This window comes from Streptomyces sp. CT34, assembly GCF_000805335.1.
Classification (GTDB): Bacteria; Actinomycetota; Actinomycetes; order Streptomycetales; family Streptomycetaceae; genus Streptomyces.
This window is the reverse complement of sequence record NZ_KN708638.1, coordinates 1,768,347-1,789,051: the sequence shown is the minus strand read 5'-3', so window position 1 is coordinate 1,789,051 and position 20,705 is coordinate 1,768,347. Positions and strand designations below refer to the sequence as shown.

Genomic DNA, 20,705 nt, shown 5'->3' with positions numbered 1-20,705 from the left:
AGTTTTTCGCGCCAGCGCCGCACCCGCCGGAGGCCCCGCCATGTCCGCAACGCCGTCCTCGCTTCCGCCGTTCGACCCGGGCGACCCCCTGGGCATCGACGATCTGCTCACCGACGAGGACCGCGCGGTCCGCGCCACCGTCCGCCGGTGGGCCGCCGACCGGGTACTGCCGCAGATCGCCGACTGGTACGAGCGCGGCGAGCTCCCCGGCATCCGCGAACTCGCCCGCGAACTCGGCTCGATCGGCGCCCTCGGCATGTCCCTGACCGGATACGGCTGCGCCGGCGCCTCCCACGTCCAGTACGGCCTCGCCTGCCTGGAGCTGGAGGCCGCCGACTCCGGCATCCGCTCACTGGTCTCCGTACAGGGCTCGCTGGCCATGTACGCGATCTGGCGGTTCGGCTCCGAGGAGCAGAAGCGGCAGTGGCTGCCGGGGATGGCCGCCGGGGAGGTCATCGGCTGCTTCGGGCTGACCGAGCCGGACCACGGCTCCGACCCGGCGAGCATGCGGACCCACGCCCGGCGCGAGGGCACCGACTGGGTGCTGACCGGACGCAAGATGTGGATCACCAACGGCTCGGTGGCCGGCGTCGCGGTGGTCTGGGCCCGCACGGACGACGGCATCCGGGGCTTCGTCGTCCCCACCGACGCCCCCGGCTTCGCCGCCACCGACATCAAGCACAAGTGGTCGCTGCGCGCCTCGGTCACCAGCGAACTGGTCCTGGACGACGTGCGGCTGCCCGCCGACGCGATGCTGCCGGAGGCCAAGGGGCTGGGCGCGCCGCTGCGGTGTCTGAGCCAGGCCCGCTACGGGATCGTCTGGGGTTCGATGGGGGCCGCCCGCACCTGCTTCGAGGCGGCGCTCGACTACGCGCGGACCCGCGAGCAGTTCGGCCGGCCCATCGGTGGCTTCCAGCTCACCCAGGCCAAACTGGCCGACATGGCGCTGGAGCTCCACAAGGGGGTGCTGCTCGCGCACCACTTGGGGCGGCGGTTCGACGCCCGCGCCCTGCTGCCGGAGCAGATCAGCTTTGGCAAGCTCAACAACGTCCGGGAGGCGATCGAGATCTGCCGCACGTCCCGGACCATCCTCGGCGCCAACGGGATCTCGCTCGAATACCCCGTCATGCGGCACGCCACGAACCTGGAGTCGGTGCTCACCTACGAGGGCACCGCGGAGATGCACCAGCTGGTGCTGGGCAAGGCGCTCACCGGGCTCGACGCCTTCCGGTGAGCGGCCCTGCCGCTGCTCGTTCGAACTCCCCTTGCCGGGGACGGTGCCGCGGGCGGCCGGCGCCCGGACCCCCGGCCGAAACCCCCATGTCCGTCAACTCTGGTTGAAGAAGCCGCCGTTGCGGTGGGCGTGGGACTCGCCGGTGACCACCTTGTACTCGGCCGGGGTCAGCAGGAACACCCGGGTCGCGACCCGCTCGATGGAGCCGCGCAGGCCGAAGGTCAGGCCGGCGGCGAAGTCGACCACGCGCTTGGCGTCGGCGGGCTCCATGGCCGTCAGGTTGACGATCACCGGGACGCCGTCCCGGAAGAGCTCGCCGATGTTGCGGGCGTCCCGGAAGGAGGCCGGGGTGACCGTGGCGATGCGGGTGCCCTGGTCCTTGGCGGCCTCGTCGGCCACCCGGACCCGGGGGTCGGTCACCCAGGGATTGCCGCCCGAGTCCGCGGACTCGGGTCCCTCGGCGTAGTCGTCGTCGTAGTAGCGCTCGTCATCGTTGTCGTCGACGAGGCCAAGCCAGGCACTCGCCTTGCGCACCGATCCCATTGACGCCTCCTCTCACCCGCGGTGTCTGTGTTCTGTCCGCCCCTATCGTCGTTCATGAGGCCGAGTGTGTGCCAAGTGGATAGCCGCCGCACGGGGGGTTCGTGACATATCTGGTGCAAAGAGGGTGGTGCACCGTCAGGTTGCGTGCCCCAGCGGTGAACTGACAGTACGACGGGGGTCACGGTCGGTACCAGTCCGCGGATGTCGGCAGATGGCCGGAGCCGACAGGATCCGACCCGCGGGGAGGTTCGGGGGTGGGCCCAGGACATATGTCGGCGGTCTTGGCCGCCGGACTGGGTAAAGCCCGATGATCGGGGGACTGACCCAGAGGAGTGTCGTTGACGCCGCGGCGGGAACCGCGCCGCGCGCCGATGCGGTCCGGGTGGGGCGCCGGCGCGCCGGGGTACCGGCCCACGGGGCGGACGGTCCGGTATCCGCCCGCCGCCGCGGTCAGCGGATCTCCGGCGGACCGATCCGCGAGGGGTCGGCGGCCGAGGGGGTGGTGCCCCGCTTCGCCGGGATCCGGTGGTGGGTCCCGTCCTTCTTGAGGCGGTTGACCGCGGTCCGGAAGGCGGGAGCCGGCGGTGTCCCCTTCTTGACGGCGAAGCCGACGTCCAGGCGCTGGAACTCGTCGGGGAACCTCGGCCCCGGCTGCTGCGCGACGGCATGGCGCAGCCCGTCGACGGTACTCGTCACCACGTCGCCGCGGCCCTGCCGGAGCGAGATCCGCAGGGCGCCCTGCGGGCCGCGTGCGACGGCCGTGGCGCGGCGGCCATCGAATCGCCTCCGTGGCCGGTGGCGCCGCTCGACGGCGTACGAGCGCGCCGGAGGAAGGGAAGTCACGGGACCGGGGAAGGCGAGAACAGGGCGCGGGCGGGAGGCGGGGCGGGACAGCGGGGCGGAGCGAGGGGAGGGGTGCGCCCTACGAGGGCGCGGGGTGTGAAGGCGCGCGGCGGGGAGGAGGTCCGCAACGGCCGGGAGGATGGGGGCCGGCGGTACCGGGAGAGCCGGCGGGCCGGCGGAACCGCGGAACGTCCCGCCTGGGGTGGCGGGCTTCGGGGCAGGGGGTCAGCTCAACAGGACGCGGACCACACACGACCGAGGTCGATGTGGTCGCGGGTGACCAGCCGCTGCCATGGACGCATGCGACCAAGTGGAACAGGCATCCGTTTCCGCGTCAACCGCGAAGTGATCCATCGCTCAGAGTCCGGACGGCGGGCCAACCCCCCTTGACAGCGGGCCGTGTTGACCCCATAGCCTCAAGGGCCGGTCGTGCTGAGGGGCGCGGCCCGTTCCGCCTGTGTGAAGGCGCGCGACTCCCGTGATCGACAGCGTCCACGGAGCCTTCGCATGTCTTCCGACACCCTCGACGCCCCCGCCCTGCCCACCCCGGCACCGCCCGGCGCACCGGACGGTGCCGTACCGCGCACCGTGCCGCGGCGCCGCACCGGCCGGTGGGCGGCGGCCGTCCTCGTCCTCGCCCCGGCGGCCCCGGCCGTCACGTCCGTGGTCCGCAACCCGGGCCTCCCGTGGAGCGTGGTCGCCGACTACTTCCTGACCGGCGCGGTGCTGCGCGGCCCGGGGCTCACGCTCTGTCCGATTGCGGTGGTGATGGTGCCGGGCCTCGCGCCGGGCACCCTGCTCGCGGTGCCGCGGCGCTCCGGCGACCCCGTGCCGTGCGGCGTCGCCCGGGGCTACGTCCGGCTGTTCCGGTCGGCTATCCCCGAGCTGCCGGTCGTGCGGCGGCCGGTTCCGCGTCCGTGGGCGGGGGCCGTCCGATGAGGCCGTCCGTGGTGATCGTGGGCGCCGGCCCGCGGGGCACCGGAATCCTGGAACGCATCGCCGCCAACGCCCCCGAGCTCTACGGCGATACGCCGCTCGACCTGCACCTGGTCGATCCGCACCCGCCGGGCGGCGGCCGGATCTGGCGCCGTGACCAGTCCCCGCTGCTGTGGATGAACTCCATGTCCGAGGACGTCACCATGTTCACCGACGAGAGCGTCGAGCTGGCCGGGCCGGTGCGGCCGGGCCCCTCGCTCGCCGAGTGGGCGCGGGCGGTGCGGGCCGGTGAGATCCCGGTCGCACCGGACCTCGCCGGCGGCATCGCGGCGCTGGGGCCGCAGGACTTCGCCGGGCGGCGCCTGCAGAGCGCCTATCTGCGCTGGGTGTACGAGAAGGCGGTGGCCGCGCTGCCGCCGCGGGTCGCCGTGCACGAGCACCGGCGCACCGCGCTGCGGGTCTCCGGGCCGCGCGACGGGCGCCAGCAGGTGTGGCTGGCGGGCCGCACGCCCCCGCTGCGGGCCGATCTGGTCGTTCTGGCGCTCGGCCATCTGGAGTCGCAACTCTCCGAGGAACAGCAGGAGTTGAGCGATTTCGCGGCCCGGCACGGGCTGACGCACCTGCCGCCGGCGTTCACCGCCGACAGCGATCTGAGCGCGCTGCGGCCGGGCGAGCCGGTGCTGGTGCGCGGCTTCGGGCTGGCCTTCGTCGACCTGATGGTGCTGCTGACCGAGGGGCGCGGCGGCACGTACACCACGGGCGCCGACGGGCGGTTGACGTACCGCCCCTCGGGCCGCGAACCGGTCCTGTACGTCGGATCGCGGCGCGGGGTGCCCTACCACTCCAAGATCGGCTACCGGCTGTCCGGTGAACGGCCGCCGCTGCCCCGGTTCTTCGGGCCGCGGCAGGTCGACGAGCTGCTGGCCCGGCCCGGTGGCCCGGACTTCCGGCGCGACGTGTGGCCGCTGATCGACAAGGAGCTGGGTTTCGCCCACTACCACCGGCTGTTCACCGCGCACCCCGGCCGCACCCGGATGCGCCGGCCGGACTTCGAGGAGAAGTACGCCGCCGCCGACCCTGGCAGCGCGGAACTCCGGGCCCTGGTCGCCGCCGCGGTCCCGGACCCGGCCGACCGGTTCGACCCGGCCGCGCTGGACCATCCGCTGGACGGGGCGCGCTACGAGGACGGTGCGGCCCTCCAGGAGGGGCTGCGCGACTACATCGAGGCCGACCTCGCCCGCCGCCACGACCCCGCGCACAGCCCCGACCTGGCGGTCTTCCTCGCGCTGCTGTCGGTCTACGGGCAGCTGATCCGGATCGGCGACCGCGGCCCCTGGTGGCACGGCTTCTTCAGCTACCTCGCCTCCGGTCCGCCGGGGCCCCGGCTGCGGCAGCTGCTCGCGCTCTCCCGGGCCGGGGTGGTGCGCTTCCTGGGCGCCGGCCTCACCGTCACCGCCGACGAGGCCCACGGGGTGTTCCGCGCCACCGGCGCGAGCGTACCGGGGGAGTCGGTCGCGGCACGGGCGCTGGTGGAGGCGCGGCTGCCGGAGCCGACCGTCGCGCACACCCGGGACCGGCTGCTGCGCACCCTGCACGCCGAGGGCGCGCTCGCCACCCCCGCCGGACTGCTGGCCGTCGACCCCGCCGACGGCCGGATCCTGGACCGGGCCGGCCGCCCGCATCCGCGCCGCTTCGCCCTCGGCCCGCACACCGACGCGCGGGCCGGCGGCGCCTTCGCCCGCCCCCGTACCAACGCGCCCGCCTTCCGGCAGAACGACGCGACGGCGCGTGCCCTGCTCACCTTCCTCCGGGACCGTACCGCCCCGCCGGTACCCGTCCCCGCACTCACCCCCGAGGACCCCCATGCCGCTGACCAGTGATCCGCCCGCCGGCTCCGCCCTCGCCGGTTCGCCCGCCGCGCAGCGGACCGGGCCACCGGAGGCGGACGATCCGACGGTCCTCAAGGCCGTCCCTGTACGCCACCCCTGACGCCGGGCGGCGATCGCGGTGACCGCCGTGCCGCTCGCCCGGTTCGTGCACGGAGTGGTCACCAACCCGGCCCGGAGATGGGGGTGTTCGCCCGGTTTCCCACCACCGGGACGGTACTGAAGGCGGCCGGGGGCACCCTCCAACTGCCCGCCTACGGCACCGCCCTGGGCTTCGCGCTCGGCATCGCGCCGGCCCTGACGCGGCTGTCCGAGGGCCAGGCACCCGCTCCCGACGCCCGGCACCGAAAGGAAGGCCCACCCCGTGTCCGCACCCCCGCGGCCGTCGCGCCCGCTGCGCCTCGCCGTCGCACCGGACGCCCCGCACACCCGCCGCCCCGCACACCCCGCCCTCGTACGATGCCGCCCGCCACGTGGCGCTCGCCCGGCTCGCCGAGCGCGGCCCCCGGACTTCGTCGCCGTCGGCGACGACTTCGCCGGCCCCGGGCCCGACGCGCTCGCCGTCCTCGCCCGGGTCGCCCCGCCACCGAGCGGATCGGCCCGTCCCCACGGTCACCACACCACGCACACCGAACCGTTCCCTGTCTCCACCGCCGTCAGCACCCTGGACCGGGTCGGCCGCGGCCGACCCGGCTGGAGCGTCGAGGTGTTCACGTCACCGCGGCGCTCCGTGCGTACGGCGTGACCGTCTTCCGGCCGCGGACGCGCGGACCGGGACCCGTCGGCCGGCGGGCGGGGCCCGGCCCCGGGGGCCGCCGCCAGCCTCGACCGCCCTCCGGGCCGGGCCTACCATGGGAGACAAAAGCGACTCGGGCGACGCAACGGCACACTTCAGGGAGCCGTGATGGTCGAAGAACTGGTCGCGGCCGGGGTGGCGCTGGCCTCCGCGGGCGCGGTGTATCTGATGGCGGCGGCGCGGGTGGTCAAGCAGTACGAGCGCGGTGTGGTGCTCCGGCTGGGGCGGCTGACCAACGAGGTGCGCGGACCGGGCTTCAACATGATCATCCCCGGCATCGACCGGATGCGTAAGGTCAACATGCAGATCGTCACGATGCCGGTGCCCGCACAGGAAGGCATCACCCGCGACAACGTCACGGTCCGGGTCGACGCGGTGGTCTACTTCAAGGTCGTGGACGCCGCCGACGCGGTCGTCCGGGTCGAGGACTACCGCTTCGCGGTCTCGCAGATGGCGCAGACCTCGCTGCGGTCGATCATCGGCAAGAGCGAACTGGACGACCTGCTGTCGAACCGGGAGAAGCTCAACCAGGGCCTGGAGCTGATGATGGACAGCCCGGCCATCGGCTGGGGGGTGAGCGTCGACCGGGTCGAGATCAAGGACGTCTCGCTGCCGGAGACGATGAAGCGCTCGATGGCCCGCCAGGCGGAGGCGACCCGGGACCGGCGGGCCCGCGTGATCAACGCCGACGCCGAACTCCAGGCGTCCAAGAAGCTGGCCGAGGCCGCCGCGGCGATGTCCGACCAGCCCGCGGCGCTGCAACTGCGGCTGCTGCAGACCGTGGTGGCGGTCGCCGCCGAGAAGAACTCCACCCTGGTCCTGCCGTTCCCCGTGGAGCTGCTGCGGTTCCTGGAGCGCTCCGGGCTCCAGGCCCAGGCGCAGGCCGCGCAGGCGGAGGCGGAGACCGAACGGGCGCGCGCGGAGCGTCCGGCCGCGACCGCGGCCCCGGCTTCGGCTCCGTCCCCGGCTGCGGCTCCGGCTCCGGCTCCGGCGGAGAACGGCGGCGCCGACCGCGAACTGCCCCTGCTGGAGGACCTCCCGGAGGCCGAGAACCTGCCGTAGGGCCCGCCGCTCCCCGCTGATCGCCGTACGCACCCGTCCTTGTGGACGGCGCGCGTACGGCGATTTTCGCGCGTCGCGCGCCGTCGTTTTCCGGACAGTTGTAACCCTCACACTTCGCGCTCCGCCGGCGGCCCGGCACGCCCTCTGATGTCCGCACTCGGGATCGGCGTGCGCGGATATCGGCGTGAGCGTGGTGTGAAGGAAAGGTGAACTCCCGTACCCGAGACCGGAACTCGGTCTTGTGCACGAGTGTGGCGGGTGGGAATACTCGGCTCCGCACGTTGGCATGGACGCGACTCCCCGCGGTGCCGTCGCGGGGCCGACCCGTCTGTGCTCCGATTCCTCACTCTCGGGCCCGTGCGCTCCCCTCAGTCCGGGCCCATCCCCCCACGGGAGGCTCTGAGTTGAAGCACCGACGCATACCCAACCGACGCGCGATGCTGGCCGGCGCGGGCGCACTCGCCCTCGCCACCACCGCGACCGTCACCCTCGCCAATGCCAACGCGGCCCCGGCCCCCACCCCCACGGTGGCCAAGCTCACCTCGGCCGCGGCGACCACCCTGGCATCCCAGCTCAAGACCGGTACGGCCGGCGCCTATTACGACGCCGCGGCCCAGAAGCTGGTCGTCAACGTCGTCGACCAGGCCGCGGCCAAGACCGTACGGGCCAAGGGCGCGGAGGCCAGACTCGTCAAGTACTCGCTCGCCCAGCTCGACTCGGCCCGGCAGACGCTGAAGGCCAGGGCGACCATCCCCGGCACCGCCTGGGGCGTGGACCCGAAGAGCGACAAGGTCGTGGTGACCGCCGACCGCACGGTCAAGGGCGCCAAGCTGAACCAGCTCACCAAGGTCGCCAAGAGCCTCGGTGACAAGGTCGAACTCCGGCAGACCAAGGGGGAGTTCAAGCCCCTCATCGCCGGCGGTGACGCGATCTGGGGCAGCAGCGCCCGCTGCTCGCTCGGCTTCAACGTGACCAAGGACGGCCAGCCGTACATCCTGACCGCCGGCCACTGCGGCAACGCGGTCAAGGAGTGGTCCGACCAGCAGGGCGGCCAGACGATCGCGACCACCGAGACGTCCAAGTTCCCGGGCAACGACTACTCGATCGCCAAGTACACCGGCAACACCGACCACCCCAGCGCGGTCGACCTCTACAACGGCAGCACCCAGAACATCACCAAGGCGGCGGACGCCACCGTCGGCGAGAAGGTGAAGCGCAGCGGCAGCACCACCCAGGTGCACGACGGCACCGTCAAGGCGCTGAACGCCAGCGTCAACTACCAGGAAGGCACGGTCACCGGTCTGATCCAGACCGACGTCTGCGCCGAGCCCGGTGACAGCGGTGGCGCGCTCTTCGACGGCGAGAGCGCGATCGGCCTCACCTCCGGCGGCAGCGGCGACTGCAGCAGCGGCGGCGAGACCTTCTTCCAGCCGGTTCCGGCGGCCCTTCAGGCCACCGGCACGAAGATCGGCTGACCCCCGCACACCCCGCACGTATGATGCGGCACCGGCCCCCGGACGGTTGCGTCGTCCGGGGGCCGGTGGCACGGGTGGTCCGGGGCGGCCGGTCAGAACTCGAAGACCGAGCCGTGGTCCGCCATCTGGCAGGCGTTGGGGAAGACGTGCGTGTACGAGACACGGTGGCCCTGCCAGACGCCGTCCGCGGTGACCACGACGGGGTCCCAGATCTGGGGGCATATCCGGCCGCTCTCGGTCGCCGTCACCTCGGTGAAGTCGCCGGACGCCGCGCGCAGTTGGGCGCAGGCGGCGCGTGCGTACGGGTGGCTGCCGGACGCGCCCGGCATACAGGTGAGGGTCGCCGCGCGCAGCGCCGTGGCGGTCGCGCGGCTGTCGCCCTGGCCGACCGTCAGCACCAGTTCACTGGGGGCGTACAGCCCGCCGGTCCGCGCGGGCTGCGCCGGTGCGGCGACGGCCTGTGCGGTGGTGGCGAACGACCCCAGGACCAGCGCCGCGCCGAGCGCGATCGCCCCGGTGATGTACCGCATAACGAACACTCCTTTGCTCGTAGGTTCAGATGCCGGTCCGGAGTCTGGCCCAACCGCATCTCAAACGCACGCGGGGCGTTCACTTTCGGTCGTTAGGTGAAGGCTGACGGTAATGGCGCGATCGGTTCGGGGCGCGGGGGAGCGGGGGCGCGGGAGGGCGGCGCACTGCCAGCGCGGATGCGGCGGGCCGATGCCCCCGTCACGTGCGCGGCCGGGCCCGAGAGGAAGCAATCCGGCCGCCGACCGGTCGTTCGGGAGGTTGTCGATCTCCGGTGATTGGCCGAAGGTCTGGGCCAGTTGTGAAGCGCCCGGTTACTTGTGACGCCCCTTTTGCTTGTGACGGCCCTTCAGCTCGGGCAGTCCGGCGGTCAGTGCGCGCATCCCGCGGACGACCAGTTCGCCGGGCCCGTGCGGGCCGTCCGGCCGCTCCTCGCCCGCGGCCCACTCCTCGACCGCGACCCGCATCGCGGTGTTGGCGGCAGCGGCGGCCAGCCGCACCACCAGGGGGTCCGCGCCGGTCAGCCGCGCCAGGACCGGCCGCAGAGCCTCCTCGGAGTCGTGGTGGACGCGGTGCCAGACCGCGCGCAGCCCGGGGTCGCCGGGCATCGCCCGCAGCAGCCCGCGGGTCCAGCGCAGCGCCTCGGCGGCCGGTTCGCCGGCCGGGGTGAGGGCCCGGCGGGCGGCCTGTTCCAGCGCCTCGCGGGCTGGCGGCGCGTCCGGTCCGGCGGCCAGCGCGGCCAGGTCGTCGATCCACTGCCGCACGCCGGCGGCGAGCAGCGGCGCCACCGCGTCCTCCTTGGTGCGGAAGTAGCGGTAGAAGGTGCGCAGGGCGACGCCCGAGGTGCGGGCGATCTCGTCGGCGGTGACCCCGGGGCCGCGCTCCGCGAACAGCGCCGCCGCGGTGCGGGCGATCTCCAGCTGGGTCTCGGCCTTGCGCCGCTCCGTGAGGGAGGGGCGGGGGCGCGGCTCGGGGTGGGGTGCGGTGGGCATGGGGCCAGCTTACGGAGCACGGTGCCGTATCGGCATGACACGTTAATCTGGCACATCGTGCCAAGTGGGCGTACGGTGCGCACGTACCCCGGGAAGGGGTCCTCGAGAACGGAGCAGCACCATGAACCGCTTTGACGGACGCCGCGTACTGATCACCGGAGCCGGCTCGGGCATCGGGCAGGCCACCGTCCACCGGATCCTCGCCGAGGGCGGCCGGGTCGTGGCGGCGGACATCGACACCGCGGGGCTCCGGGGCACCGCCGACCGCGCCGCCGCGGACGGCGTCGGCGGACGCCTGGAGACCGCGGCGCTCGACATAGCCGACGAGGCCGCGGTCCGCTCCGGCGTCGCCGCCGCGGTGGAGCGCCTCGGCGGGCTCGACGTCCTGGTCAACGCGGCCGGCATCCTGCGCTCCTCGCACACCCACGAGACCGGCCTGGACTTCTTCAACAAGATCATCTCGGTCAATCTGACCGGCACCTTCCTGATGATCCGCGAGTCGCTGCCCGCCCTCCTGGCGGGCCGGGTGCCGGTGATCGTCAACTTCAGCTCCACCTCCGCCTCGTTCGCGCACCCGTACATGGCGGCGTACGCGGCGAGCAAGGGCGGCATCCAGTCCATGACGCACGCCATCGCGAGCGAGTACGGCAAGCAGGGGCTGCGCGCGGTCTGCGTGGCGCCGGGCTCCATCGCCAGCAACATGACCAGCGGTCGCGGCCCGGGTCTGCCCGAGGACGCCGACATGAGCCTGTTCGTGAAGCTCGCCCCGGCCATCGGGCAGGGCTTCGCGGGCCCGGAGACCGTCGCCGGCGTCATCGCGATGCTCGCCTCGGAGGACGGCGCGTTCATCACCGGGACGGAGATCCGGATCGACGGCGGTACGCACATGTGACGCCCGGCTGTGACCCCCCAACACCCCTGTGGTCAGGGGGTGTTGCGGGGGACGGTGCCCGGTGCGTGCCGCGTCGGGAGGGGCGCGGGGCGCCGTCCGCCGTCCGCGGCCCACCCGCTCCCGCTCACGCCGCCAGCCGCCCCCCGCCGCCGGCCTCCCCGTTCCCCGGCTCGCCGGCCGCCCGTTCGCCGCCCGTCCTGCGGAGCGTCGCGAGGGCGAGGGCGACCAGGGTGCCGCCGACCGCCCAGGCGGCGAGCACCAGCAGCGGTCCGGTCAGCGCCCGGCCCTTGAAGTACGCGATGGAGCGCGCCGCCCAGGTGCCGGCGCCCGGCGGCAGCGCGGGCCCGATCGCGCGCCAGAACGGCGGCAGCAGCGGATACGGATAGGCGCCGCCCGCGCTCGGGTTGCCGAACACCACGATCAGCAGGATCGCCAGGCCGATGCCGATGATGCCCAGCAGCCCCTGGAACGCCAGCGTCGTGGCCCCCACCGCGAAGACGAGCAGCGCGCCCAGCCCCCACAGTCCGAAGAGGCTGCCGGGCAGCGCGCCGAGGACCGGGCCGACCACGATCGCCCCGGCCAGCCCGGCGGCGATCGCGTACAGCGCCAGCGCGGCCAGCCGGATGACCGCCCGCTGCCCGTTGGCCGGGCGGGCCCCGGCGCTGATCGCCAGGATCGCGGCGCACAGATAGCCGCCCACGCACCAGCCCACGACCAGGTAGAACGACGACAGGCTGCGGCCGTCGCCCGGGGCCGCCGGTGTCACGTCCACCGTGCGGACGGTCCGCTGCCGGGCCTGTTCCGCCTTGCCCACGACCGCTTCGACGGCCTGGGCGAGCGAGACCCCGCCGCCGCCGGCGACCAGCAGCCGGTCGGTGCTGCCGTGCGGATCGACGATCAGCGCGGCGTCGACCGTCCGGTCGTCGAGCCGGCGCCGCGCGGCCTGTTCGGAGGCGGCCGGGCGCGGGTCCAGCGGTGCGCCGGGCAGCCGGTCCAGCTGGTGCACCACCTGCCCGCCGGCCGGGCCGGGCGCGACCACCGCGAGCGGCACCCGGTCCGGCTTCGGGTGGTGGAAGGCGCCGGTGTACGACGTGATGAACGCGACCATCAGGCCCAGCGCGCCGATCACCAGCAGCGCCGCCCGGGGCGTCACCGCGCTCCTCACCTCCTCCAGGAAGGTGATCCGGGTGCCGCCGTCGGTCGTGGCCATGCGCCGCTCCGTTCCGGGATTCCGGCCCTGGTTTCCAGGCTTTATGGCCATATCTTCCGTTCCGTGATGGGGCCGTGCAGATCGGGTGGGCTGATCGACGGATGCGTACGGACGGCCTCCCAGGGCGCGCGTTCGTACGAGTGTTCGAGCTAGGCGTTATGGTGGAGGGAGTGAAACGAGGGACACAGAGTTGGCCAGGGGGCGGATGAGGCGCAGGAGGTGCGGATGCCCGGGTTCACGCATCTGCACACCGCTTCGGGGTTCTCCCTGCGCTACGGCGCCTCCCACCCGGAGCGGTTGGCCGAGCGCGCCGCCGAGCGCGGGATGGACGCCCTCGCGCTGACCGACCGGGACGGGCTCTCCGGCGCCGTACGGTTCGCCAAGGCCGCCGCCGAGGCCGGCATCCGTCCGCTGTTCGGCGCCGAACTGGCCGTGGCGGAACGGGAACCGGCGCCCCGGCCCACCGCCCGCCGCCGCACCCCGGTGCGCGGCGGCGCCTTCGTCGACGAGTCCGCCGCCCGCGCCGTCTTCCTGGCCCGCGACGGGGCGCCCGGCTGGGCCGCCCTGTGCCGGCTGGTCTCGGCCGCCCACGCGGGCCGGGGCGAGCGGCCCGTACTTCCCCGGGCCGCCCTGGAGTCCGCCACGGACGGGCTGACCGTGCTGCTCGGACCGGACTCCGACGTCGGCCGGGCGCTGGCCGCCGGCCGCCCGGACCGCGCCGCCCGGCTCCTCGCCCCCTGGCGCGAGCTGTACGGCGACGCGCTGCGCCTGGAGGCCGTCGACCATGGGCGCCCCGGCAGCGGCCCCGGCTCGCTGCGGCTGGCCGCCCGTACCCTCGGCTTCGCCGTCGACCAGGGCGTCCGCGCGGTGCTGACCAACGCGGTCCGCTACGCCGACCCCGGCCAGGGCCCGGTCGCCGACGTCCTGGACTCCGCCCGCCGGCTGGTGCCGGTGGACCGGCACCGCCCCGAGACCTGGGACAGCGGCGAGCGCTGGCTCAAGGACACCGCCGCGATGAGCCGCACCGCCGGCCGGATCGCCGAGGCGGCCGGTTTCCGGCGCGGCGTCGCCCACCGGCTGCTCGCCATGACCGAGGAGACCGCCGGGGAGTGCCTGGTGGACCCGCAGGACGACATCGGGCTGGGCCGCATCCACTTCCCCGAGCCCCGGCTGGTCGGCGCGGAGCACCGCACCGCCGCCCGGGTGCTGCGCTCCCGCTGCGCCGCCGCGATGGTGCTGCGCGGCTACGACCGCGACCGCACGCGCTGGGCCCGGCTGCACGACGAGCTGCGCACCATCGAACGGCTCGGCTTCCCCTCGTACTTCCTGACAGTCGCCCGGGTCGTCGACGACGTGCGGGAGCGCGGCATCCGGGTCGCGGCCCGCGGGTCCGGCGCCGGGTCCCTGGTCAACCACCTCCTGGGCATCGCGCACGCCGACCCGGTCGAGCACGGGCTGCTGATGGAGCGCTTCCTGTCCGAGCGGCGGCGCGCGCTGCCGGACATCGACATCGACGTCGAGTCGGCCCGCCGGCTGGAGGTCTACCACGCGATCTTCGACCGCTTCGGCGCGGAGCGGGTGGCGACCGTCTCGATGCCGGAGACCTACCGCGTCCGGCACGCCGTACGGGACGTGGGCGCCGCCCTCGGCATGGACCCGGCCCGGGTGGACCGGCTCGCCAAGGCGTTCCCGCACATCCGGGCCCGGGACGCGCGGGCCGCGCTGGCCGAGCTCCCCGAGCTGCGCGGCGTCCGGGAGAGCGCCGACGAGCGGCTGTGGCAGCTGGTCGAGGCGCTGGACGCGCTGCCGCGCGGGATCGCCATGCATCCGTGCGGGGTGCTGCTCTCCGACGCCACGCTGCTGGACCGCACGCCCGTCGTGCCGACCAGCGGCGAGGGGTTCGCGATGTCCCAGTTCGACAAGGAGGACGTGGAGGACCTCGGGCTGCTCAAGCTCGATGTGCTGGGCGTGCGGATGCAGTCCGCGATGGCGCACGCGGTCGCCGAGATCGGCCGGGCCACCGGGGTCCGGCTCGACCTGGACGACCCGGCGCAGGTGCCGCCCGGCGACCCGGCGACCTACGACCTGATCCGCTCGACCGAGACGCTGGGCTGCTTCCAGATCGAGTCGCCCGGCCAGCGCGATCTGGTCGGCCGGCTCCAGCCCGCCACCTTCCACGACCTGGTCGTCGACATCTCGCTGTTCCGGCCGGGGCCGGTCGCCGCCGACATGGTGCGGCCCTTCATCGAGGCCCGGCACGGCCGCGCGGCGGTCCGCTACCCGCACCGCGACCTGGCCGAACCGCTGCGCGAGACCTACGGCGTGGTGGTGTTCCACGAGCAGATCATCGAGATCCTGCGAATCATGACGGGGTGTCAGCGGGACGAGGCGGACGAGAAGCGGCGCGCGCTGTCGGACCCGGAGGAACAGGGCCGGGTGCGCGCCTGGTTCGCCGCGCGGGCCGAGCGGCGCGGATACCCCCCCGAGGTCGTCGCGCACACCTGGGAGATCGTCGAGGCGTTCGGCGCGTACGGCTTCTGCAAGGCGCACGCGGTGGCGTTCGCGGTGCCCACCTACCAGTCCGCCTGGCTCAAGGCGCACCACCCCGCGGCCTTCTACGCCGGGCTGCTCACCCACGACCCCGGGATGTACCCGAAGCGGCTGCTGCTCGCGGACGCCCGGCGGCGCGGGGTGCCGGTGCTGCCGCTGGATGTGAACCGGTCGGCGGTCCGCCATCGAATCGAACTGGTGTCCGGTGAGGAGGGTTCCCGCGGTGTCTGGGGGCTGCGACTCGCGCTCTGTGACGTGCACGGCATGAGCGAGGCCGAGGCGCGGCGGATCGTGGACGGTCAGCCCTACCGCTCGCTCCAGGACCTGTGGCAGCGGGCCCGGCCGGGCCGCCCGGTGTCCGAACGCCTCGCCCGGGTGGGCGCGTTGGACGCCTTCGGCGCCAACCGGCGGGATCTGCTGCTGCACATCGCCGAGCTGCACCACCGGCAACGCGGCGCCTCCGGCGGCCAGTTGGCGCTGCACGCGGACCAGGACGCGGCCGACCGGGTCGCGCCGGCGGGCCTGCCCGACCTCGGCGACGCCGAACGGCTCAGCGCCGAGTTGAGCGTCCTCGGCATGGACGCCTCCCGTCATCTGATGGCCGACCACCGGGAGTTCCTCACCGAGCTGGGCGCGGTGCCGGCCCGGCTGCTGCGCACCGCCCGGCAGGGCGAGACGGTGCTGGTCGCCGGGGCCAAGGCGGCCACCCAGACCCCGCCGATCCGCTCCGGCCGCCGGGTCATCTTCACCACCCTGGACGACAGTACGGGCCTGGTCGACTGCGCCTTCTTCGATGACAGTCACGAGAGATGCGCCCACACCGTCTTCCACTCCTGGCTGCTGCTGGTGCGCGGTACCGTCCAGCGGCGCGGGCCGCGCAGTCTCAGCGTGGTCGGCGCGGCGGCCTGGAACCTCGCCGAACTGGCCGAACTGCGCCGCGAGGGCGGCCTGGAGGCGGTCACCGCCCGGCTCGCCTCGGCACCGGACCGGCCGGCCGGGGAGGCGACCGCGGCGGGCGCCGGGGGCGGCACCGCGCCGGTGCCCGAGCCGGTCGCCGCCGGGCGCACCATCCGCCTGGAGACCGGCTACGAGATGCACCCCTGGGCCGACCTCCAGCCGCCCGGCGAGCGCGCCGCCACCGGCCGCAAGCTGTGGCACTCCAGCCCCGGGAGTGCGGGATGAGTACGGCACCGGGGCCGCCCGCCGCCGTACCGCCGGACCCCGCCGGCGCCCCGCGGCCGGCCGGCATGCTCCACGTATGCTTCGAGGCCGCCGACGGCGAGCCGGTCGGCGCCGAGCGGTACGAGCAACTGCTGTGCCTGCTGGGCCGGTTCACCCCCGCGATCGAGGCGCTGCCGCCGGACGCCGCGCTGGCCGACGTCCGTGGGGCGCTGCGCTACTTCGAGCGGGACGCGGTGGGGATCGCCGAGCTGATCCGGCTGCGCGCGCTGGCCTGGCACGGGGTGCGGTGCACGATCGGGATCGGTGGCAACCCGCTGTTGGCCCGCATGGCGGCCCGGGAGGCGCCGCCCGGAGAGATCCGCGCCGTTCCCTCGGACCCCCGGGAGGTCGCCGCCTTCCTCGACCGCCGCCCGGCCGCGGCGCTGGACGGCATCGGACCGGCGACCGCGCGCGCCCTGTGCGCGTACGGGCTCGACAGCGTCGGCCGGATCGCCGCCGCACCGCCCGCCACCCTCCAGCGGATCCTCGGCGCGAAGGCCGGCCGGGCGGTCTCCGAGCGGGCCCGCGGGATCGACCCGACGCCGGTCACCCCCAACGCCGCAGCCCGCTCGATCGGCGCCGAACACCGCTTCTGCCACGATGAGTTGGACCCGGCCCGGCGCCGCCGGGCGCTGCTCTCGCTCGCCGACGAACTCGGCGCCCGGATGCGCGCGAGCGGACAGGTGGCCCGCGCGCTCACCCTCACCGTCCGCTACGCCGACCGCTCCACGACGACCCGCACCCGGCGGCTGGCGGAGCCGACCGCACACGGCCCCGCGCTGACCGAAGCGGCCTACGCCCTGCACGCCGCGCTCGGCCTCCAGCGGGCGCGGGTGCGGTCCCTGGCGCTGCGCGCGGAGGACCTCTGCCGCGCCGAACTCGCCGCGCACCAGCTGTCCTTCGACCCGGCCGACGACAGGGCGCACCGCATCGAGGCGGCCGTGGACCGTGCCAGGGCCCGCTTCGGCGCCGGCTCCGTACGCCCCGCGGCGACGCTCGGCCCGGCCCCCGGAACCGACGCCGCCCCGGCGCCCGGGCCTCCCGACCCGGCCCGCACCACCGGCCGCCGGCCCCCGTGGCCGGCCGGCAACCCCCTGGGCCCGTCCGGTAGTTAGGGCCTGCCCGGTGGGCCAGGGTCGGACGGGACCCCGGCCCCCGCTCCGTCCACCCCGCCCGGGAGGGAAGCACCCTCCCGGGCGCGGCGTACCGGCGTACGGCTCGGGAGCGGCGTACCGGCGTACGGCGCTCGAACCCTGCCCAACTGCACGCAACCGGCGTTTCGCACCTGGGCGTTCGGTGCGGGTTACGTGCAGTTTCCTTCACCGTCATACCGCTGGTACGTCCTGCTTACCCGGCCGTAACTTACTTGTCAGTCACCACGTTTGCCCTTGCGATCCGGATCGCAGGTGACCGGTTCACCCAGCACTTCGGAGTCCCCTCATCCCGCAAGGAGCACCGTATGAAGCTGCGCTGGTCACGCATGCGCCGACCGAGGAGGCTCGTGCTCCTCCCGGTCGCCGCCCTGGCCATGGGCATCACCACCGCCACCCCGGCCGCCGCCGACGCCCACCCGTCGCCCGCCACCACCCCGGCCGGAGGCGCTTCGCGCCGCCCCTCTCAGACTGCCGTCAGCAGCGGCTGGAACGACTTCTCCTGCAAGCCCTCCGCCGCCCACCCCCGCCCGGTGGTCCTGGTGCACGGCACCCTCGGCAACGGCACCGACAACTGGCTCGGTCTCGCACCCTACTTGGTCGACCGCGGCTACTGCGTCTTCTCCCTGGACTACGGCCAGCTGCCCGGCGTCCCGGTCTTCTACGGACTGGGCCCGGTCGACGCCTCCGCGCAGCAACTCGCCACCTACGTGGACCGGGTGCTGGCCGCCACCGGCGCGTCCAAGGCCGATCTCGTCGGGCACTCGCAGGGCGGCATGATGGCGCGTGTCTACATGAAGTTCCACGGCGGTGCGGACAAGGTGAACACCCTGGTCGGGCTGGCACCCGACAACCACGGCACCACCCTGGACGGGCTGACCCGCCTGCTGAACCTCTTCCCCGGCGCCAAGCAGTACATCGACACGTTCACCCCGGGGCTGACCGACCAGGCCGTCGGCTCCGACGTCCTCAACCGCCTCAACGCCGGCGGCGACACCCTCCCCGGCGTCCGCTACACCGTCATCGCGACCAAGTACGACGAGGTCGTCACGCCCTACACCTCCGGGTACCTCAACGGCTCCGACGTCCACAACGTGCTGCTCCAGGACCTGTGCCCGGTGGACCTCTCCGAGCACGTCGCCATCGGGACGGCCGACCGGATCGCCTTCCACGAGACGGCCAACGCGCTGGACCCGGCGCACGCCCCCCCGACCCCCTGCGCCTCCGCCGCCTGACCGGCGGACGGGCCGGCCGGCGGACGGCCGCGGCCCGGCCCGCCCCCCGGTGCGGTCCGGGCCGTCCGCCACGGTAACCAGGGCCTGTCCGACGGATCAGGGCCGGACAGCCCTAGCGGCTGCCGCGCCCCGGCCGGCGCAGTGTCAGGAAGCAGCAGGACGCGACCGCCAGCGCCACCGGGATCAGCAGCAGCCACCCCGAGAAGGCGAGCACCCCCGCCGTCAGCACCGAGGAGGCCAGCACGCCGTACCACAGCAGGGTGCGGCGCGGCAGCAGCACCAGCGCGGCGGCCAGCCCGGCCAGGGTCACCGCGGCCAGGCAGGTGGCGGTGGCCCGCATCAGCAGATCGAGATCGGTGCCGCCGGACCCGGCGGCCACGGCCAGGGCGACCGCCGCCGTGCCCAGCACCGCCAGCGAGCGGCGCGGCACCTCGCCCGGCGCACCGCCCTTGGCCAGCCAGCGGGGCGCCGCCCCGTCCCGGCCGAGCGCCGCGCCGAGCCGGGAGGCCCCGGCCAGATACGAGTTGACCGCCCCGAAGGTGAGGAACAGCGCCGCCGCGGCGGCCACCGGGCGGGCGGCGCCGCCCACGCTCCGGGTGAGCAGCGCGGTCAGCGGGGTGTCGGTGTCCGCGGCGGCCGGCCCCAGCGCGCCGACGGTGGCCACCGCGAGCCCCAGGTAGAGCACCGTGATGACGACGAGGGTGCGCCGGGTCACCCGCGGCAGGTCCCGGGCCGGATCGGCGAACTCGCCGGACAGATGGCTGGCCGCCTCCCACCCGGCGAACGCGAAGAACAGCACCGAGGCCGCCGAGCCGACCGACGCCCAGCCGCCCGGCATGAACGGGGTGAAGTGCGCGGCGGACACCTGCGGGGCGGCGGCCAGGACGGTGCACAGCAGCACCGCTGCCAGCAGCCCGCCGAGCAGCAGCTGCACCCGTCCGGACATCCGCAGCCCGACCGCGTTGGACACCAGCGACCCCGCCAGCACCGCCCCGGCGACCACGGCCGCGCCGGTGCCGCCCCAACCCGCCGCGCCGGCCACGTACTTCCCGCCGATCCACGCGGCCGAGACCACCCCGATCGGCACCGCCCCGTAGAACCACCACCCGACCACGGCCGCGGCCCGCGGGCCGATCGCCCGGTGCACATACGTGGCGACGCCCCCACCGTCGGGGAACCGCGCGCCGAGCGCCGCGAAGGAGGCGGCCACCGGGACGCACATGGCCAGCAGGACGACCCAGGCCAGGATCGAGGCGGGGCCGGCCGCGGCGGCGGCCAGCGACGGCAGCGTCAGGACACCCGGGCCCAGGACGGCGCCCGCACAGAGCGCGGTGCCGCTGCCGACGCCCAGCCGCCGTACATCCGGCCGTAGGGAAGCGGAAAGGGATGATTCTTGTACGGTCACAGGCGCTGACCGTAATCGGAAAATTGATCATAATGAGCTGTCGCCGAACGAAATTCGGTTCGTGCGGCACCATGGGGCCCATGGACGACATTGATTCGGCGATTGTCCGCGAACTCCAGCGCGATGCACGGCAGACCAACCGTGAACTCGCCCGCCTGCTGAACATCGCCCCCTCCACCTGCCTGGAGCGGGTCCGCGCGCTGCGCACCCGCGGCGTGATCACCGGCTACCGCGCGACGGTGGACCTGCGCGCCCTCAACCGGCCCGTCCAGGCGCTGCTGACGGTCCGCATCCGGCCCATGAACCGCGAGGTCATCGAGCGCTTCAAGGCGTTTCTGACCTCGCTGCCCGAGGTGCTCAACGTCTATGTCGTCGCGGGCGGCGACGACTTCCTGGTCCATGTCGCGGTCCCGGACGTCGACCGGCTGCACGCCCTGCTCATGGACCAGGTCTTCAAGCGCCGCGAGGTCGTCGACTGCCGCAGCTCGGTCGTCTACCAGCACGTCGCCAACGACATCGTCGAGCCGCTGCCGCCCGAACGGGCCTGACGGCCTGACGGGGGCAGCGGCCCGGGGCGATCGGCGCGGTGCCGAGGGGTTCGGCTCAGCCGTGGTTGCGGACGGCCCTGCGGCGGGCGGCGGTGAACAGCACCCCGGCGCCCACGGCGAGCACCGCGGCGCCGCCGATGGCGAGCGGGGCGGTGGCGGCGTTGCCACCGGTCTCGGCCAGCCGGTGGCCGCCGGCGG

General features: G+C 74.5%; 17 protein-coding genes and 2 pseudogenes. 12 read left to right on the top strand and 7 right to left on the bottom strand.

The window, feature by feature from the left end:
• The first annotated feature begins 40 nt into the window (after positions 1-40).
• Entirely contained in the window at positions 41-1,234 is a 1,194-nt protein-coding gene (locus RZ84_RS07995; RefSeq protein ID WP_043263704.1) for an acyl-CoA dehydrogenase family protein, read from the top strand.
• Between the two features lie 93 nt (positions 1,235-1,327).
• Here the strand turns inward: RZ84_RS07995 and sepF are convergent, their stop codons facing one another.
• On the bottom strand, positions 1,328-1,777 hold the full coding sequence (gene sepF, locus RZ84_RS07990; protein WP_043263703.1) for a cell division protein SepF: 450 nt from the start codon (positions 1,775-1,777) through the stop codon (positions 1,328-1,330).
• 450 nt (positions 1,778-2,227) lie between these two features.
• Positions 2,228-2,518: pseudogene (locus tag RZ84_RS07985) on the bottom strand (ABC transporter substrate-binding protein); the annotation flags it as partial.
• Positions 2,519-3,127: 609 nt separating this feature from the next.
• Between RZ84_RS07985 and RZ84_RS07980 the strand changes: the two are divergent.
• The 6 genes and pseudogenes from RZ84_RS07980 to RZ84_RS07955 all read left to right on the top strand — a co-directional run bounded on the left by RZ84_RS07980 (position 3,128) and on the right by RZ84_RS07955 (position 8,775).
• Positions 3,128-3,559, top strand: coding sequence for a hypothetical protein (locus RZ84_RS07980; protein WP_052229830.1), 432 nt, complete (start codon positions 3,128-3,130; stop codon positions 3,557-3,559).
• A complete protein-coding gene (locus RZ84_RS07975; RefSeq protein WP_043269376.1) occupies positions 3,556-5,436 on the top strand; it encodes an FAD/NAD(P)-binding protein in 1,881 nt (626 codons plus the stop codon). Before RZ84_RS07980 ends, RZ84_RS07975 begins: the two co-directional genes overlap by 4 nt.
• Positions 5,420-5,545 (top strand): hypothetical protein, encoded by a 126-nt coding sequence (locus tag RZ84_RS42265; protein ID WP_277816867.1) that lies wholly within the window; start codon positions 5,420-5,422, stop codon positions 5,543-5,545. Before RZ84_RS07975 ends, RZ84_RS42265 begins: the two co-directional genes overlap by 17 nt.
• 343 nt (positions 5,546-5,888) lie before the next feature.
• Positions 5,889-6,160: pseudogene (locus tag RZ84_RS07965) on the top strand (FMNH2-dependent monooxygenase); the annotation flags it as partial.
• 186 nt (positions 6,161-6,346) lie between these two features.
• A complete protein-coding gene (locus tag RZ84_RS07960) occupies positions 6,347-7,300 on the top strand; it encodes a slipin family protein (RefSeq protein ID WP_043263701.1) in 954 nt (317 codons plus the stop codon).
• Between the two features lie 437 nt (positions 7,301-7,737).
• Positions 7,738-8,775, top strand: coding sequence for a S1 family peptidase (locus tag RZ84_RS07955; RefSeq protein WP_198540128.1), 1,038 nt, complete (start codon positions 7,738-7,740; stop codon positions 8,773-8,775).
• A gap of 92 nt (positions 8,776-8,867) precedes the next feature.
• On the opposite strand, the gene RZ84_RS07950 is transcribed toward RZ84_RS07955, so the two are convergent.
• The gene (locus tag RZ84_RS07950) at positions 8,868-9,305 is read right to left on the bottom strand and encodes an SSI family serine proteinase inhibitor (RefSeq protein ID WP_043263699.1); all 438 of its coding nucleotides are present in this window, start codon (positions 9,303-9,305) and stop codon (positions 8,868-8,870) included.
• Between the two features lie 312 nt (positions 9,306-9,617).
• Positions 9,618-10,295 (bottom strand): TetR/AcrR family transcriptional regulator, encoded by a 678-nt coding sequence (locus RZ84_RS07945; RefSeq protein WP_043263698.1) that lies wholly within the window; start codon positions 10,293-10,295, stop codon positions 9,618-9,620.
• Between the two features lie 121 nt (positions 10,296-10,416).
• Between RZ84_RS07945 and RZ84_RS07940 the strand changes: the two genes are divergently transcribed.
• Positions 10,417-11,187 (top strand): SDR family NAD(P)-dependent oxidoreductase, encoded by a 771-nt coding sequence (locus RZ84_RS07940; protein ID WP_043263697.1) that lies wholly within the window; start codon positions 10,417-10,419, stop codon positions 11,185-11,187.
• A 124-nt stretch (positions 11,188-11,311) separates the two neighbouring features.
• Here the strand turns inward: RZ84_RS07940 and RZ84_RS07935 are convergent, their stop codons facing one another.
• Complete coding sequence (locus RZ84_RS07935; RefSeq protein ID WP_052229829.1) at positions 11,312-12,397, bottom strand: hypothetical protein; 1,086 nt, start codon at positions 12,395-12,397, stop codon at positions 11,312-11,314.
• Between the two features lie 225 nt (positions 12,398-12,622).
• Between RZ84_RS07935 and RZ84_RS07930 the strand changes: the two genes are divergently transcribed.
• The 3 genes from RZ84_RS07930 to RZ84_RS07920 all read left to right on the top strand — a co-directional run bounded on the left by RZ84_RS07930 (position 12,623) and on the right by RZ84_RS07920 (position 18,554).
• Positions 12,623-16,129, top strand: a complete 3,507-nt coding sequence (locus tag RZ84_RS07930) for a DNA polymerase III subunit alpha (protein WP_043263696.1) — start codon at positions 12,623-12,625, stop codon at positions 16,127-16,129.
• A complete protein-coding gene (locus RZ84_RS07925; protein WP_052229828.1) occupies positions 16,126-17,283 on the top strand; it encodes a DNA polymerase Y family protein in 1,158 nt (385 codons plus the stop codon). Before RZ84_RS07930 ends, RZ84_RS07925 begins: the two co-directional genes overlap by 4 nt.
• A 344-nt stretch (positions 17,284-17,627) precedes the next feature.
• Positions 17,628-18,554: an esterase/lipase family protein gene (locus RZ84_RS07920; RefSeq protein ID WP_043263694.1), complete on the top strand. Its 927-nt coding sequence runs from the start codon at positions 17,628-17,630 to the stop codon at positions 18,552-18,554.
• Between the two features lie 112 nt (positions 18,555-18,666).
• Here the strand turns inward: RZ84_RS07920 and RZ84_RS07915 are convergent, their stop codons facing one another.
• Positions 18,667-19,959: an APC family permease gene (locus RZ84_RS07915; RefSeq protein WP_078893628.1), complete on the bottom strand. Its 1,293-nt coding sequence runs from the start codon at positions 19,957-19,959 to the stop codon at positions 18,667-18,669.
• An 80-nt stretch (positions 19,960-20,039) separates the two neighbouring features.
• Here RZ84_RS07915 and RZ84_RS07910 point away from each other — a divergent pair, with 80 nt between their 5' ends.
• A complete protein-coding gene (locus RZ84_RS07910) occupies positions 20,040-20,507 on the top strand; it encodes an Lrp/AsnC family transcriptional regulator (protein WP_043263693.1) in 468 nt (155 codons plus the stop codon).
• A 55-nt stretch (positions 20,508-20,562) separates the two neighbouring features.
• Here the strand turns inward: RZ84_RS07910 and RZ84_RS40770 are convergent.
• Positions 20,563-20,705, bottom strand: a 143-nt coding sequence (locus tag RZ84_RS40770) for an LAETG motif-containing sortase-dependent surface protein (protein ID WP_043263692.1), incomplete at its 5' end; no start/stop codon positions are given.